The organism is Kitasatospora sp. NBC_01302 (genome assembly GCF_035976515.1).
Classification (GTDB): domain Bacteria; phylum Actinomycetota; class Actinomycetes; order Streptomycetales; family Streptomycetaceae; genus Kitasatospora.
In genome coordinates this window covers 71,783-87,571 of sequence record NZ_CP108404.1, presented here as the reverse complement: position 1 = coordinate 87,571, position 15,789 = coordinate 71,783, and the positions used below count along the sequence as shown (strand labels likewise).

Sequence of the window (15,789 nt, the reverse complement as noted above, 5' to 3'; positions counted from 1 at the left end):
GCTGGGCTTCGTGGCCGTCGTCGCTGTCGTGGCGGCTGCGCTGGTGTCGCCGTGGTGGTGGCTGGCGGCCGGTCCGCTGGTGGCCGTGCTGCTGTTGGCGGGATGGGACCTGCTGCAACGCAGGCACGCGATCCTGCGGAACTACCCGGTGCTGGGCCATCTGCGGTTCGCCCTGGAGGGCATCCGTCCGGAGGTGCAGCAGTACTTCGTCGAGCGCAACGTCGACGGGCGACCCTTCGACCGTGACACCCGCAGCATCGTCTACGAGCGGGCCAAAGGAACCGACGCGGAGGAGCCGTTCGGCACCGAACTCGATCTGTACGAGAGCGGCCGCGAGTTCCTCCTCCCCTCCATGGCCCCGCGCGCGGTGCGCTCGGACCCGCCGCGCGTGCGGATCGGCGGCCCGCACTGCTCCCAGCCCTACGACATGGCGCTGCTCAATGTCTCGGCCATGAGCTTCGGGTCGCTGTCCGCCAACGCCGTGCTGGCCCTCAACACCGGTGCTGCGCTGGGCGGATTCGCCCACGACACCGGCGAAGGCGGGCTCTCCGAGTACCACCTGCGGCCCGGCGGCGACCTGGTGTGGGAGATCGGCACGGGCTACTTTGGCTGCCGGACCAAGGACGGCGCCTTCGACGAGAAGCAGTTCGCCGAGAAGGCCGCCCACCCGCAGGTCAAGTGCGTGTCACTGAAGCTCAGCCAGGGCGCCAAGCCCGGCATCGGCGGAGTCCTGCCCGGCGCGAAGGTCAATGCCGAGATCGCCGAGGTCCGCGGCGTCCCGCAGGGCAGGACGGTCGTCTCGCCGCCGTACCACAAGGCCTTCTCGACACCGCGCGAGCTGGTCCGCTTCATCGCGCGGATGCGCGAACTGGCCGAGGGCAAGCCCACCGGCTTCAAGCTCTGCGTCGGCTCCCGCCGCCAGTTCCTCGCCGTCTGCAAGGCCATGCTGGAGGAGGACGTCACCCCGGACTTCATCATCGTCGACGGCGCCGAGGGCGGCACCGGCGCGGCCCCGCTGGAGTTCGCCGACCACATGGGCATGCCCCTGACCGAGGGCCTGATGACCGTCCACAATGCTCTGCTGGGGGCCGGACTGCGGGACCGGATCCGGATCGGCGCCAGCGGCAAGGTCGCCACCGGCGGCGACGTGGTCAAGCGGCTGCTCCAAGGCGCCGACTACACCAACGCCGCCCGGGCCATGATGTTCGCCGTCGGCTGCATCCAGGCCCAGCGCTGCCACACCAACACCTGCCCGACCGGCGTGACCACGCAGGACCCGCGCCGGGCCCGGGCGCTGGACGTCGGCGACAAGTCGCAGCGCGTCGAGCGCTTCCAGGCGGCGACGGTCAAGAGCGCCCTGCAGATCATGGCGGCCATGGGCGTGGACGAACCGTCCCAGCTGCGCCCGCACATGCTTCGGCGCAGGATCGACCCGCAGACCATCCGCTCCTACGCCGAGCTGTACCCGCAGCTCGCCCCAGGGCAACTCATCAACGACGCCCCCGAAGCCTGGGCCCAGGACTGGCACGCCGCGCACCCCGACCACTTCACCGCGTGACTGGGCGACCTGCCCGAATGAGAAGCGTGAACACGAGGCCGTGCTTCACCGAATGAACCGGAGGACCCGCCCATGGCACGCACCGTTGCCCAAGTGATCGTCGACGCCCTGCAGGAACTGGGCGTTCGCCATGTGTTCGGCGTCGTCGGCGACGCGCTGAACCCGCTCACCGACGCCATCCGCACCACCGACGGCGTCGCCTGGGTCGGCTGCCGCCACGAGGAGGCCGCCGCGTTCGCGGCCGGCGCGCAGTCCCAACTGTCCGGACGCCTGGGCGTGTGCATGGGCACCGTCGGCCCGGGCTCCGTGCACCTGCTCAACGGCCTCTACGACGCGGCCAAGAGCCGCACCCCGGTCCTCGCCATCGCCGGACAGGTGCCCCTGGCCGAGCTGGGCAGCGACTACTTCCAGGAGGTCGACAACGACCTGCTCTTCCGCGACGTCGCCGTCTACCGCAACACCGTCACCTCCCCGGACCAGATGCCGCGCATGCTGGAGGCCGCCGTCCGCGCCGCGATCAGCGAAGGCGGCGTGGCCGTCCTGACGGTGCCCGGGGACCTCGGCGACCAGGAGCTGACCGACGACCGCCCCGCACGGTTCCCCTGTACCCGTCCCGTCACCCGCCCGGATGAGCCGGGTATCCGCGAGGCGGCCGAGATCGTCAATGCGGGCTCCAAGGCCACCCTGCTGGTCGGGCGCGGCGCCCGCGACGCACGCGAGGAGGTCCTGGCGCTGGCCGAACGGCTGGCCGCGCCGATGGTCCTCACCCTCAAGGCCAAGGAGGGCTTCGAGGGCGAGAACCCGTACCAGGTCGGCCAGACCGGACTGATCGGCAATCCCGCCGCCGCTTACGCCCTCGACACCTGCGACACCCTGATCATGCTCGGCACCGACTTCCCCTACCGCGACTGGTACCCCACCGACTGCAAAGTCGTCCAGATCGACCTTCAGGAAAGCAACCTGGGACGACGGATCCCGGTCGACGCGGGCCTGGCCGGCGACGTCGGCGCCACCCTGCGGGCACTGCTCCCGCACCTGGACGCCGCCAAGGACCGCTCCCACCTGGAGTCCACCCGGGAGCGATTCGACAGCTGGCGCGCCTCGCAGCAGCGCCTCGCCGACCCCGGCCACGACAGGCACCTGCTCGGACGGCTGCGCAGCGCGCTGGACAACCGCAGCCACGAGATCCGTCCCGAGGCGCTGGCCGCCGCCGTGGACGCCTGCGCGAGCGCGGACGCGATCTTCACCTCCGACACCGGCATGGCCACCGTCTGGCTCTCCCGGTTCGTCACGATGCACGGGCAGCGGCGCCTGCTGGGTTCCTTCAATCTCGGCTCGATGGCCAACGCCATGCCGCAGGCCCTCGGGGCCCAGCTGTGGGCGCCGGACCGCCAGGTCGTCGCGTTCTGCGGGGACGGCGGCCTGAGCATGCTGCTCGGCGACCTCATGACGATCAGGACCTACCAGCTGCCGGTGAAGCTCGTGGTCTTCGACAACCGCCGCCTGGGCATGGTCAAACTCGAGCAGGAACAGGCCGGACTGACCGAGTTCGGCACCGAGCTGGACAACCCGGACTTCGCCGCGGTCGCCACCGCCCTGGGGCTCACCGGCATTCGCGTCACCGACCCCGCCGAACTCCAGGACAGCGTCCGCCGGGCCTTCGACACCCCAGGGCCGGTCCTGCTGGACGTCCTGACCAATCCTCAGGAGCTGGCCGTCCCCGGAAAGCCGACGGTGCAGCAGGGCTGGGGCTTCGCCATCGCCAAGGTCAAGGAGATGCTGCAGAGCAACGAGGACTGAGCGGACCAGGCGCGTCGACGCCTCGACCACGGCGATGTCCAGGAACGGCATTGCCTCGCGGACCGTGCGGCCCAGGTGCATCTCGATATCCGTCGACGCGCTCCACCGAGCAACTGCCGGTGGCCATAGCCCTCCGGCCGCCCACCGCGTCCCTCCAGCCACCCAGGGACCGGCATCGCCTCAGAGCGATCTCAGTAGCGTCTCGCATGCGTGGCAGCGTCGGTCGGACAGTCCTGGCGGATACCAGGGCTCGCCCGGTCGAGCCGGCCGGTAGTGGGCGTGCTCCATCGGCTCGGTTTCGAGCCCGCAGAGAGTGCGCGGAAGCGGATCCTCGGGCACGTCCGGGTCGGCACCCGCTGCGTGCACTGCGATCACCACCGGCTCCACACCATCCGGACCAAGAGCCTGATCCTGCTCCAGCTCAAGCAGCACGACGATTGTTGCCATGCTTCGAGAGTCGAGCACACCGACGATGCCCACACTCGGGGTGAGCTTTCCGTGGCGCGGCCGAGGAGGGGTGGCATCGAACTCGAAGGAAGCGACCGGGCCGAGCGAACGCAAGGCCGAGCACTTCCTCGCCTTCGCCGGTATCGCGGCGATGTGCATCTGTGTCCGCAGGCCGGCCGGCTGGACCGGGCCCGGCGTGTTGTAGCGGTCCAGGACGATGGCGTACTCGTGATCGTCCTGCGCGTACCGCTTCGACTCGGGAAGGCTGTGAAAACGCACCCACACCTCCCGGTACGGGCCGCGGAGCTGGTGAGCCACGGGGGGACAGTCGGCCCACCGCGGCTGCCACAGCTCCGTCAGCGGGGTTCGCCCGATCTCGGACACCTGCAGAACACGTTCTCGCCTTGCCCTGCGACCGTCGACCATGATGCCCGATGCATCCAGCCAGAAGGAACGTCGTCATGAACCCGCCGACAGCCGCCACTCCCGCCTGATCAGCCCGTAGACCCACGAGTCGGAGACGTCGCCGTTGACGACGCAGTCCTCCCGCAACGTCCCTTCCCGCACGAAACCGAGTTTCTCCAGCACGCGGGCAGATGCCACGTTGCGCGTATCGGCCTCGGCTTGGACGCGATTGAGGTCCAGCGTGTCGAATGCCCACCGCAGTAGGGCGCGCGCGGCCTCGGTCGCGTAGCCGTGGCCCCAGGCCGCATCGTCGAAGCAGTAGCCGAGCGACGCGCTGCGGTAGTCCGGATTCCACCTGCTCAGGCTGCACCAGCCGATGAACGCCCCGTCGGAGACACGATCCACGGCCAGCCGCGCCCCGGTGCCCTCCTGTGCCATCTGCCGGCAAGCCGTGATGAACTGCTCGGCGCGCACGCGTTCGCTCCACGGTGGCGCGTCCCAGTAGCGCAGCACGTAGGCGCTGCTGTGCAGTGCGAAGAGGTCGTTCGCATCCGCGTCTTCGAAGGCACGCAGTCGGAGGCGAGCGGTGTGCAACGAAGGGGCGGGAAGCGACCTACGCATGTTCAGTCTCCTGATCGGTGGCCGACCAATCAGACATCCGATACGGGGCACTCGCAAGGGGTTTTCTCGGCGGGCCGGCAGAACGCCGTGTCCGCTCATCGTGCGACCGAGAGTGCGCAAAGGGTGATGGGCGAAAACATGCATGATTGTGTCGCAATACGCGATTTCACGCGCGAATCTCTCTCGAGCCGACTTCATCGCAAGCGTCGTTCGGCGGGCTCGCCCACCTCACCAGGCGAAGATGCGAGCGACCAGGAAGACGACCACGCAGAGCACCAGCAAGCCGATGACCACCAGCGGCCACGGCCCCCACGCCTGCCGCAGCTCCACCGGCTCGGGCACCGAGATCCCGGCCGTGGTGCTCCCCTCCGCCGGCGGGGTCTCGGTCGGTGCAGGCCCGGCCCGCCGCCCTCGCCCGCCTGCCGCCTGCCCGCTGTCGGTCCCGGCCGCCGTGCCGTCCTCCTCCAACGCGTCCAGTACCTCTGCCAGCAGCAGCTCCAGCCGGCCGCTGCCTGCGCCCAGTGCCCGCCCGTAGGCGAACTCCCCGTCGTGGGAGAAGAGCGCGACCAGGGTTCGTCCTGGCCGGGTCAGCCGCAGCCGGCCGCCCGCACCGCCGTTCCGGCCTTCGGGCTCCCACACCATGTGCCAGCCCCGCGCTGCTGCTCGGCTCCTGACCAGGGTCTGATCAGTGCTCCACCGTGGCTCCATCCCCGCACCGTGCGGGGCCGGTATCCCGTTCTCTGCCATGACTGCTCCTGCGGCCGGACCGGAGGGTGCAGCGCCGCACCCTCATGGCGCGTGGACTCACCCGCCGTGGACCCTGCGCATACCCGGCGATCGCGCTTCACACGCGCCGCGAGCAGCTGTCATCGCCCCGGCCTGCGCAGCGGCCGATACCGCGACTGACGGCCGCAATCGCCAGGCGCCCGAAACAAGCGAGCACGGGACAGCACGGAGCGGCGGCGACGCGGCCGCTGCAGCTCCACGGGGTGGTTGGGGCGGACCGGGCGAGCGGGACCTCGGGGAGATCGCGACGCCGCCGCCCAACCCCGACGCGGCAGGCGTCGCCGCTATGCCGCATTGCCCGACGGTGTTGGCCGGTTGCGGCCCCACGCCGCCGCCGCATGCGGCGAACGCGACCATGCCGATCCACCTCATCAGCAGCGCGTCACCCGGGGAATGGGCGTCGCCCTGTCGCATCGTCACCACGCCCGCCGCGGTCGGCGTGCAGTGGCCGAGCCCGAGTGCCGGTTCGGTTGCCAACCCTACTGGACCAGCTGAACCGGCCCCGGGCCCGGCCCACCCTCTAGCGTGGCCGTCAGTGGGGGAGACCACTGACTCTTCTGGAGGTGGGCCGTGCGCCCCGAGTTGACATGGCGTCAATCCGATCCGGTGTCCGAGGACGGCCCGGCGGAGCGCTGTCTCCCGCGACCGGGCGCCGTGCTCTCGCTGGCCGCGGCGGCCGTCCTGCTGTTCGCCGGTGCCGGGAGTGCCGCAGCCAAGCCGACGGGCGGTCCCGCCGTGTTGTCGGTGAGCAGCTCCGCGTCGGCCGCCCGGCAGAGCGCGACCACCAGCAGCAGTTCCCCGGCGAGGCTGTCCGACGGGACCATCGTCGACTCGCCGGCCGCCGCGGGCAAGGTGCAGGACTACTGGACGTCCGAACGGATGAAGAACGCGATCCCGCGCGACGTGCCGGAGCCCGGCACACCGCCCGCCGGCAGCGCCGCCCCCGCTGCCGTGCCGACCGGCGAGGCGGGCAGGATCGAACCGGTCACGCCGACCGTCCCGAGCCGGGCCGGGACGAGGGCCCCGCTGATCACCGAGTCCGCCGAGGTCGGCAAGGTGTTCTTCACCGACCCGAGTGACGGGAAGGACTATGTCTGCAGCGGCAGCGCGCTCAACAGCCCCTCCAAGCAGATGGTGGTCACGGCCGGCTCCTGCGTGCACGGCGGCCAGGGCAGGACCTGGATGACCAACTGGACCTACGCACCCCGATACCGCTCCGGGGACCGTCCGTTCGGCACGTTCGCGGCCAAGCAGTTCCGCACTTTCAACGCCTGGATGGACAGCAGTGCCCCCGGCCGTGACGTGGGCCTGGTGACCACCTGGCCGCTGAACGGCACCCGCCTGGTGGACGCCACCGGCGGCCAGGGCCTTGCCTGGAACTACCCGCAGAAGGTGGACGTCACCATCCTCGACTACTCGACCGACCGAAGCGGCGGCGAGATCCAGCAGTGGTGCACCGGCCCCACCGCGCAGGGCTACTTCAGCGGGACCATCGGGATCTACTGCATGTTCGGCGGCAGGGCGAGCGGCGGACCCTGGCTGCAGCAGTTCGACGACTCCAGTGGCATCGGCTATGTCAACGGTGTGATGTCCGCCATCGACTGCTCCGGCTGGAACCAGAGCCCGTACTTCGACAGCGCGGTGAAGTCGATGGTCGACGCGCAGGGCAGCGTCACCTGACGCCGCACCGGCCACCCGCACCGCGGCCGCCCGGCGCAGCCTCGCCCCCGGGCGGCCCGTGCGTATCCTCACTGCCGCGAGGAGCACCGAGTCGAGTACGAATGCCAGCGCGCCCCGGCAGACCGCCGCTGAATCGCCCGGTTGCGCAGCAGCAAGGCCCGGCGTTGCCGACCGGCTGATCTTCCGCTGGGCACGCCGACCGACGTCCGAAGCCTGAGACCCCGACGTCACAGGACAGCCCTCAGGAGGGGGAGTCATGTCAGGCGGTTGACGCGCTGCCCGCGCGCGTGCGCAGCCAGGCGTCGACAGGGTCGGCGGCTCCGAGGAGCGCTCGGCGAGCGCGGCCCGGGCCCTGCGGATGTGTCCCCGCGCCACAGCGGCCCAGACCCGGTCACGGCCAGGGTGGCCGCGCCGAGGAACGGGGCCAGCGTCACCGCCTGGTGGGCGCTGTCGAGGAGCGCCTGGATCCCGGGCAGCGGGGCGGTCCTCATGCCGGCACCGGCTGGAGCCAGAGGCGGTCGGGGATGTGGAGCATGGTGACCTCCTGGTCGAGGACGGCGGAAGACCTCTTCACCCACGCCAAGCCGGAGCGCGGGGCCGGTTCGGACATCGCCGACCAAGGCTTTGCCAATCCGTCACCCAATCGCGTGTGGTGACGGCGGATCAGCAGGTGAAGTCCAGCCAGCTCTGTCCGGTCTCGGCGACCGGGCCCATCGGCGGCCAAGGCGGCGGACACAACGCCTCTGAGAAGGGAGAGCGGACGGCTACAGCACCGCCCTGGTCACGACGGCCCGAGTCCGGGGGGCTATCGGCCGCGGCGGGGCTTGAACTACCTTGATCCGTAGTCGAATCAGGGGGTCACCACATGGACGAGGTCTTCGCCGAGCAGCCGAGCACGTCCGCCGCCGTGCTCGCCGGGCGCCGCGGTCTGGGCGAATGGGTCAGGACGTTCGCTTCGAAGCAGGGCTGGAAGCAGCGCAAGTGGCAGGCGTGGCGGCTCTACGTCTACACCGGCGGCCTGGTGGTGAGCAGCTTCGACGGCTTCGAGGCCGCGTACGACTGGGGGACGACACGGGCGCTGCGGTACTACCGCAGCGTCAACGGCGGCCTGGTGGACGCCCGCTACACCCTGATCGACCCGAGCGGCAACGCGCTGAACATCGGGCTGGGCACCCGGACCCTCCTCAAGCGGCACAAGGAGCAGTTCGGCATCACCGAACTGGTGAGCGGCGCGCCGTTCCAGTACCCGGGCGACTGGGGTGACTACCTGCTGCGCGGCATCACCCGGGCGCAACTGCCCGGGGTGCTCACCCGCATCGCGCGGGGCGAGACCGTGGACTTCGGCCCTTTCACAGCCGACCGCCACGGCCTGACGGACCACAAGCGCACGGCGGCCTGGTCGGACATCGTCAAGATCAGGACGAACGACGGCCGCGTGTCGTTCGACGGCATCAACAAGCTGCTCGCCGTGGGGCCCGGCTCGGCGGCGGACATCCCCAACGTCGATCTCTTCCTCAACCTGTGCCACGAGCTGAAGGGCTGAGCCCTACCCGCGTGACGCCCCGAGCGACACGACACGCTCCCTCGGCGGCGGGGAACCCGGCCGGCCGTCCCTGCGGTAGCGCGCCGAGAGGCAGGATCTGATCTGACCTGTCATCTGGGACGGCCGCGACCCGCGGTGATGAGCGCGTGTCCGGGCGACTTGTCGGCGGGCTCGTCCGGTCGATCTGTCAGATTCCTCTTCATGTTCCTGACCGGACGGCCGTGCTGACGGTGACTTTCCAGAAGCCGTTGCTGTACCGATCTCGCTGTACATGAGTTCAGTTGTGGCGGCTCGAAGAGGTGATCCTTCGACACCGCAAACCCGTGACATGCGGGTTCGACCGTGAAGTGCCGCTGACCAGGCGAAACCACTTTCGGTGGTTCGCGCCGGTCGGTGGCACTTCTGGCTCTCGAGTGCCCCCCAGGTGTGCCCTGCAACGCGCTCATGCTGGTCAAGGACTCGTATCGCTGTGGACATCGTCCGACCGGGCGGCCGGTCCGACAACAACGGCTGTCCCCGCGCCCACCGCGGCTCAGGCAACAGCACGGTCGGACCAACGATCCAGTGATTGGGAGAAACGGCCCGGCCTGGTGGGTCTGTGAGGACCCGAGAGTATGGACGCCCGCCACTTGGCGGATTCGGCGTGACCCAAACGAGCGACAGAGCAACGTACGGGCTCTGAGAGCTCGCCGAACAGGACACCTTGGGAGGAAAGCCCCACTCCCAACTCCAAGGATGCCTCCATGCGTTTCCGTACTTCTCTCGCCGTTGCCCTGGGCGCGCTCACGCTCGCCGTCAGCCTGCCGACCTCGGCCCACGCCGCGACCGGCCAGTTCTTCTTCACGTACAACCGCGACGGCAAGACCCTCGAAGGCTACCTGCGCGACCCGAGGGCGCGTTATTGCATCACTCTGGAAGAGGTCGCCAAGCCGGACTCGACGCCCGCATACTCCCCTCGCAACCGGACCAACTCGATCGCGACGGTGTACACCGACGTCGACTGCGAGGGCGAGTCCTTCCCCCTGAAGTCGGGCGGCGGCCACGGCGGCGCAAATGTGAAGTTCCGCTCCGTCGTCTTCAACCAGTAGGCGGCGCCTGACCGCGTGCGCTCGCAGCACGGTCCACCACACGCCAACTCCTTCGAAGGGGTAGCGCCGGCCGGCCGGGAGTCTCGATCGGGTGAGTGTGGCGACAACCGTGCATGAGAGCAGGGCCTCTTGGTAGCTCGAACGGTGTCGAAGCCGACGAGCCCTCCAGGAGGCCCTGGTGTCGCACGCGTACGGCATCACCGGGGTGGAGTCCACTTCGGCAACTCTCGCGTGTGACTCCGGTTCGGGAACGCCGGCGACCACGGGGTAGGTGGGCGCCGCTGTCCGACGGACATGTCGGATGCGGAGTGGGTGATGGTCCGGCCCCTGCCCGGCCACGACCAACTCGGCCTGGAAACGGTCTGCCTCCTTCCGCAGTGCTGCGACACGACGGCGAGCGGTCAGCTCATGCTCTTCCAGCAGCCCCACGACCGCCGGCATCTCCGGCCTCCACCAGAGCGACGACACGACACGTCACCACTCCCCGGGGCCGCCGCTCCCACGCCTGAACAGCGGAAACAAAGCCCTCAAGCCCGGAAGGACAAGAGCCTGGACCGGGCTTGTTCTGCGCACCCACACCCCCAGCCCGGAGTACTGGAACTGCCTCCACGTCCGGGACACTTCGGGCGCCGACGACGCCCCGCTGATCCAGCACCCTGGCAACCTGGCCGGAACGCTGTCCGGTGACGGCATACCCGGACGGAGAAGGCGGTTTGGATCCCGCGCTGTCGGCGCGGATGAGGACCGGGGGTGCCGTGGCGGTCGGCGTTGGGGATCTGCGCGAGGGCTTGACCAAGAAAACTGATGTGGTCGGCCGGGGTGTTCGCCCCGGCGTTGCCCGGTCGCAGGATGCCGGCGAGGGCCGCGCCGGTGCTGTCGAGGAAGCAGAGCATCGGGTGATAGCCGAAGCCGCGTTTGTAGACGGCGGCGCACTGCTCCCCCTCGGAGTGGCAGGTGACAAGGGTGCCATCGATGTCCAGGACCAGGCCCGGTCGTTCACGCCCTCCGGTGCGCGATGCGGGTATGCGGCCTCCGGTCTCGTCGGCTTGCAGCCAGGCGGTCGGGGCGGAGGGAGACGGGGCCGAACACGTCGCGCTGGTCACGCACACGGCCCGGTCTGCGGTCGCTTCGCTGTGGCACGCCTCGTCGACCTGGGGTGGGAACAGGTCGACGGGCAGCCGGGGTTCGAGGAGGTCACGGACCGCCCGCTGTGCCGGGTGGGCTGCGGGCGCCGCGGCGCTTGACGGGGACGCGGTGGGAGCGACGATGGCCGTCAGGAACAGGGGGCGGCGGCCAGGCGCCGCAGACTTCTGTGTCCGGTCATGTGAGGTGAACGAGGGGGGTGGACCTCCCAGATACGCGAAATACACCTGCACGGTGCAGCGTGAGGGCCGGAAGTCGGCGCCCGGTCCGCCGCCGCGGCCGCAGGTCAGCGCAGTTGGAGGGCGCTGGGGGCGTGGTCCTCGATGATCTGGACCAGCCAGTCGAATACGGTCGGGCCTTGTCCGGCCCTGGCGGCCCGCAGTTCGTCGGCGACCTGCGGGCGGTTCGAGGGATGACAGCGGGCCAGGCGCAGTTCCAGCTGGCGGGCCGTCTCCGCGTACCCCAGGGCACCTCGGGAGACCTGGTGGTCACGCCACTCGATGCGGAAGTCACCGTCATCGGGGGTGCCGAACCCCCCGAAGAGGCAGTCCGCGAACGCATCGAGGTTTCGCCCGAAGTAGCCGCCCGGCCCGTTCACGGCCGCACCGATCTCGGACCAGAAGTCTTCGAGGGTGTGGATCCGGGTCCCGTCCAGCAGATAGGTCGTTGTCACGGAGCCGAGCCTAGACCGACCGGCACATGATGGGCGGAGGAAGAAGCGGCGTCCGGGCCGAGTCTGGGCAGTGCTGACGAAGAAGTCCATGCATGTGGTCGGTGACCGACCAGCCGAGCACCCTGCGGCTGAAGCCGGCCGGCACCGTGGCCAGGTGGAGGAACTGTCCACCTGGCCACGGTGCCGGCCGGCTTCATCACCACGCTGCACGTCGTCGGCTGGTTCACCCCTCTCGGGGTGACCGCCTGCATCCCGGGTGTGCGGCACGCCGGGGAACTTCAGCGGCCCGCTTCACCCGGGAACCCGCGGGTCTGTCCCACCGCGTGGGTGGTGGGGCAGACCCGCGGGTGCGTCAGGCGACGAGCTTGCCCATGGCGTGGGCCTCGTCGACCACGCCCGCGTTGAAGAAGCTCCACGGGAGGTTGGCGAAGCCGCCGTTGCCCCAGCTGCTGGTGCCCCAGCTGTTCTCGATCGTCACACCCTGGTCGTTGTAGGCGACGATGGTGATCTCGTGGCCGCCGACCACCGGGTCGCTGCTGGTGTCGCCGGGCGTGTAGCTGTAGTCCGACGCCGTCTGGGAGTTGAGGTCCATGAAGCTCTGCTGGACCGAGAAGCCGATCGGCACCGGCTCGCCCTGGGAGATCGCGTCCTCGATCGCGGTGCGTGCCGCGTCGCCACTGGTGGGCAGCTCGACGAAGCCCGAGAGCTTGTAATTGGCCGCGTTGGCCGTCTCGTTGGCATCCGGCTGGGTGGTGAAGTCGGTGGTGCCCTGCCAGTAGTCGGACTGGGTGTCGATGCCCTGCTGCTGCTCCATCGGCAGCGCGACGCTCGCGTAGGTACCGGTGTCGTTGCCCTGGGCGATCTGCGAGTAGATGTACATCGGGGCCATCGGTGCGCCACTGATGCCCTGCTCGTTCATCAGGACGCCGTAGCCGGTGTAGCCGGTGGCCCAGGTGACGCAGGAGCCGACCTGGCCCTGGTCGCCGGGGGAGAGCGCGTACTGGGTCAGGTCGGCGCTGGCGGGCGCGGCGCCCGAGCGGGCGAACGGCGCGATCGCGCTCAGGCTCTGGGCGGTGGCCGTAGCGGGGCGCATCATGTGCTGGTGGGCCTTGAGAGCCGTCAGGTCGAGGCCGGTGGCGAAGTGCTTGTGGTGGACGTGGTGTCCGGCCGGCCGCGCGTTGGGGGTCACGGCGGTGGCGGTGCCGGCCAGGGCCAGGCAGGACGACAGTGCCAGGGTGCCGGCGATGCCGATGGCTATGCGGGAACGCATTGATGAGCTCCTTGTGGGGGCGCCGGCTGTTGGATTGCCGGCATGCCGCACCGCGCCGCGTGTGGGGGCGGCTCGGTACGGTGAGCGAAAAGTGGGGGTTCGTTCGCTCCGGTTGACGCGACGTCAGTCGGAGCGCTGCTCACCGTAGGGCCCGGAGCCCCTGCCTGTCATGGGCAGAACATGAAAATGGCGGGAAGTGGACAGGATTCTCTCAGGGTTTGACAGCAAACTCACAGGAAGTTAGATTCCGGTTCTGGCCGTCCGCCCGCGACAGTGACGAAGCGTCAGCTCAGGGCTGGTCGGGAGCCTTGCGGCCGGTCCCAGGGGCGCCCGCTCCACACGCCGCATCGGGTGCGCCGCTCGGGTGCCGGTCGGTATCGCGTCGGCGTCGGAGAAGAAAGCGCTGACTGCGCCATCGAATTGGTGCGTCAACCGGCCACGAGGGGCTTCAAGAAGAGCGGTGCGGCAAGGATCTGACGACCCGGATCTCTGCCACTCCTGCTCCTGTTGCCCGCGCCCGGTGGCGAGAATGCGCCGGCGGACGCAGTCCGTGATCGCCGGGGCGCCGTCCAGCTGATGCGAGACGGTGGGAGGCCGGCCCGTACGGGTCGGCCTCCCACCGTGCTCCGCGATTCCGGTGGCGGACCGCCGGGGATGCCCGGGTGGGGCTCAGGAGGTCGGGCCCGCCGGGGGTGCGCCGGTGGTCGCGGCTTCGTACAGGGCCCGGGTGGCGGAGCCGAAGTAGGCGCTGTAGGACACCTGGGGGGTGTTGCCGCCGGTGTGGTAGCCGCCGATGAGTCCGACCACCGCCCATCCGCCCGGCCACGGCACCAGCATGGGGCCGCCCGAAGTCCCGCCCACGAAGCCGTCGCACGCGATGCGTTCGAAGGTGCCGGGATCCGCGGGGTCGTCGCTGACCCACCGGGTGGTCCAGCTCAGGCACTCCAGGGGCTTCTGCGCGCCGGCCGGGTACCCGATCATCCGTACCGGAGCGTGCTGGTAGCCGGTGCCGGTGAGCAACTCGACTGAGCCGGCCGCGTCCTGGATGCGTACGCCGTCCTGGTTGGGCTCGGTCACCGCGAAGGCGAAGTCGTACGCGGCCCCGGCATGCTCACCCTGGTCGTAGTACTCCTGCGAGATGTAGACGCCGTCGTCCTTGACCGGGAAGATGCCGAGCGGCGTGAGCCCGTCGTGGTACTGCGGAACGAATCCCAGGTGCCGCTTGGGGGAGGCGCCGGAGGATCCCGTGAGGCAGTGTCCGGCGCTCAGCACCAGGTCGTGTCCGGGGCTGCGGACCACGGAGCCGCTGCAGGTGCGGCCGGTGCCGCCGGCGTCGGTCCAGAAGAACGTGCCGGCTTGCGGGATGCCGTCGAAGCTCCTGCTCGGAGGGATGAACTCGCCGGGCTGCGGCCCGTCCGATGCGGGCGCCGCGGCCACTGCGGCGGGTTCGGTCCGGTCGGGCAGCGCGGCCGTCATCCGGGCCGCGGTCCAGTACGTGCTGAGCTGCTCCGCATCCGAGCTGCCCGCGCTGGGCGTTGCGGCGGAGGCCGCCGGCGCGAGCCCGGCGCCCAGCAGCAGGGCGGACGCGACTGCCGCGGCACGCCTGACGGCTCGCGTCCTCTTCGGTGACGGGGTGACATGACGGGCGGGAAACTTTGTCATGTCCGCAGTATCGGGTCCGGGCACGGTCCGGCGGGCGTCTTTCGCGATCGCCACGCGAATTCCTGAACGGCATGGGTGAGTGCGGCCGTTGCCGTACACCCCGCCCGGCCCGGGGGCCGGGATCCGCCGGCCGGTGACCGGGGCTTCGGCCGGGAACTCCGCCGCCGGCTGACGGCCGCTCAGCACGGCCGCCCGGCGGATAGCCTGGGGCCCGCGGGCCGTGCGGCCCCTCGACGACGAAGGACGGACACCCCGTGGCCTCTCCCGCCGGTTTCTCCGTCGCGTCGCTGTCCCCGCTGGGGCAGCGGCTGCGTGTGCTGCTCGGCGCCGATCGCGTCGTGGACGACCTGCGCCGGTACTTCGGGGTCGGCCTGCCACCGGGCGCGGCACCGTTCACGGGCAGCCGGTTCGAGCACCTGGGCGGCGGGGGAGACCGGCCCGGGACCGCCGACCGGATCACGGCGGAGGACCTGGTCGCGGTGCAGACCCTGTCCGTCACCGTTCCGGCGCCGGTCGCGCTCGACCTCCTGGAGGGTTCCCTCGGCGTGCGGCTGTCCGCTCTGCTGCGGGCCATTCCAAGGGAGCAGGAGATGACCGGAACCGATCCGTCCGACCTGGCCCCCGGTTCACCGGCGGACCGGGCCTGGCACCTGCTTCGTGACCGGCCCGATGTCGGATGGGTCATCGCAGGGAAGCTGCTGGCCCGGAAGCGTCCGCGCCTGCTCCCGGTCTACGACCGAGTGGTGCGGTGCGCGCTGGGCCGCCCGCCGTCCTTCTGGCTGTCCCTTCGGACCGCGTTGTCCGAGGACGACGGTTCGCTGCACCGGAGCCTGCTCGACCTGAGGCAGGCCGCGGGTCTGCCACGGACGGTCAGCGCGCTGCGCGTGTGCGACGTGGCGGTGTGGATGGGCCACCGCGCCCTCGGCCACGCCTGCCGCTGACGGTCCGTCAACGGATCACCGCGCGCCGGCCCCGGGCCGGGTCCCTCGCCGCCACCGATCGATCTGCCGGGCGGCTCAGGCGCCGATGGTCCCCAGGTCGTCGAGCGCCTGGCTGCCGGGCAGTTGCTTGTCGTAGCGGGGGTGGCGCCTGTCGTGGCGCTGGTGGCGCCGG

At 70.4% G+C, this 15,789-nt stretch carries 14 protein-coding genes; 7 read left to right on the top strand and 7 right to left on the bottom strand.

The annotated features are described in order from the left end of the window. The first annotated feature begins 10 nt into the window (after nt 1-10). Nucleotides 11-1,558, top strand: coding sequence for an FMN-binding glutamate synthase family protein (locus OG294_RS00415; RefSeq protein ID WP_442789092.1), 1,548 nt, complete (start codon nt 11-13; stop codon nt 1,556-1,558). A gap of 72 nt (nt 1,559-1,630) precedes the next feature. Beyond that, complete coding sequence (locus OG294_RS00410; protein ID WP_327064325.1) at nt 1,631-3,358, top strand: thiamine pyrophosphate-dependent enzyme; 1,728 nt, start codon at nt 1,631-1,633, stop codon at nt 3,356-3,358. A 180-nt stretch (nt 3,359-3,538) separates the two neighbouring features. Here the strand turns inward: OG294_RS00410 and OG294_RS00405 are convergent, their stop codons facing one another. From OG294_RS00405 to OG294_RS00395, 3 genes are all read right to left on the bottom strand, one after another. Beyond that, nucleotides 3,539-4,123: a DUF3885 domain-containing protein gene (locus OG294_RS00405; protein ID WP_327064324.1), complete on the bottom strand. Its 585-nt coding sequence runs from the start codon at nt 4,121-4,123 to the stop codon at nt 3,539-3,541. A gap of 141 nt (nt 4,124-4,264) precedes the next feature. Then, nucleotides 4,265-4,831 carry a GNAT family N-acetyltransferase gene (locus tag OG294_RS00400; protein ID WP_327064323.1) on the bottom strand — a complete coding sequence of 189 codons (567 nt, stop codon included), beginning with the start codon at nt 4,829-4,831 and terminating at the stop codon, nt 4,265-4,267. 228 nt (nt 4,832-5,059) lie between these two features. Then, nucleotides 5,060-5,578 carry a DUF6480 family protein gene (locus OG294_RS00395; RefSeq protein WP_327064322.1) on the bottom strand — a complete coding sequence of 173 codons (519 nt, stop codon included), beginning with the start codon at nt 5,576-5,578 and terminating at the stop codon, nt 5,060-5,062. 645 nt (nt 5,579-6,223) lie between these two features. Here OG294_RS00395 and OG294_RS00390 point away from each other — a divergent pair. From OG294_RS00390 to OG294_RS00375, 4 genes are all read left to right on the top strand, one after another. Then, on the top strand, nt 6,224-7,297 hold the full coding sequence (locus tag OG294_RS00390; RefSeq protein ID WP_327064321.1) for a trypsin-like serine peptidase: 1,074 nt from the start codon (nt 6,224-6,226) through the stop codon (nt 7,295-7,297). A gap of 533 nt (nt 7,298-7,830) precedes the next feature. After that, nucleotides 7,831-7,953 (top strand): hypothetical protein, encoded by a 123-nt coding sequence (locus tag OG294_RS00385; RefSeq protein ID WP_327064320.1) that lies wholly within the window; start codon nt 7,831-7,833, stop codon nt 7,951-7,953. A 209-nt stretch (nt 7,954-8,162) separates the two neighbouring features. Beyond that, entirely contained in the window at nt 8,163-8,840 is a 678-nt protein-coding gene (locus tag OG294_RS00380) for a DUF6585 family protein (protein ID WP_327064319.1), read from the top strand. 743 nt (nt 8,841-9,583) lie between these two features. Next, entirely contained in the window at nt 9,584-9,928 is a 345-nt protein-coding gene (locus OG294_RS00375) for a hypothetical protein (RefSeq protein ID WP_327064318.1), read from the top strand. A gap of 527 nt (nt 9,929-10,455) precedes the next feature. Here OG294_RS00375 and OG294_RS40970 read toward each other — a convergent pair. The 4 genes from OG294_RS40970 to OG294_RS00355 form a co-directional block, all read right to left on the bottom strand. Further along, nucleotides 10,456-11,031 (bottom strand): transposase, encoded by a 576-nt coding sequence (locus OG294_RS40970; RefSeq protein ID WP_442789091.1) that lies wholly within the window; start codon nt 11,029-11,031, stop codon nt 10,456-10,458. Nucleotides 11,032-11,357: 326 nt separating this feature from the next. Beyond that, nucleotides 11,358-11,744 (bottom strand): barstar family protein, encoded by a 387-nt coding sequence (locus OG294_RS00365; RefSeq protein WP_327064317.1) that lies wholly within the window; start codon nt 11,742-11,744, stop codon nt 11,358-11,360. Nucleotides 11,745-12,096: 352 nt separating this feature from the next. Next, nucleotides 12,097-13,014 (bottom strand): C1 family peptidase, encoded by a 918-nt coding sequence (locus tag OG294_RS00360; protein ID WP_327064316.1) that lies wholly within the window; start codon nt 13,012-13,014, stop codon nt 12,097-12,099. 669 nt (nt 13,015-13,683) lie between these two features. After that, complete coding sequence (locus OG294_RS00355; protein WP_327064315.1) at nt 13,684-14,676, bottom strand: trypsin-like serine peptidase; 993 nt, start codon at nt 14,674-14,676, stop codon at nt 13,684-13,686. A 254-nt stretch (nt 14,677-14,930) separates the two neighbouring features. Between OG294_RS00355 and OG294_RS00350 the strand changes: the two genes are divergently transcribed. Further along, the gene (locus OG294_RS00350) at nt 14,931-15,617 is read left to right on the top strand and encodes a DUF6308 family protein (protein ID WP_327064314.1); all 687 of its coding nucleotides are present in this window, start codon (nt 14,931-14,933) and stop codon (nt 15,615-15,617) included. Nucleotides 15,618-15,789: the final 172 nt, after the last annotated feature.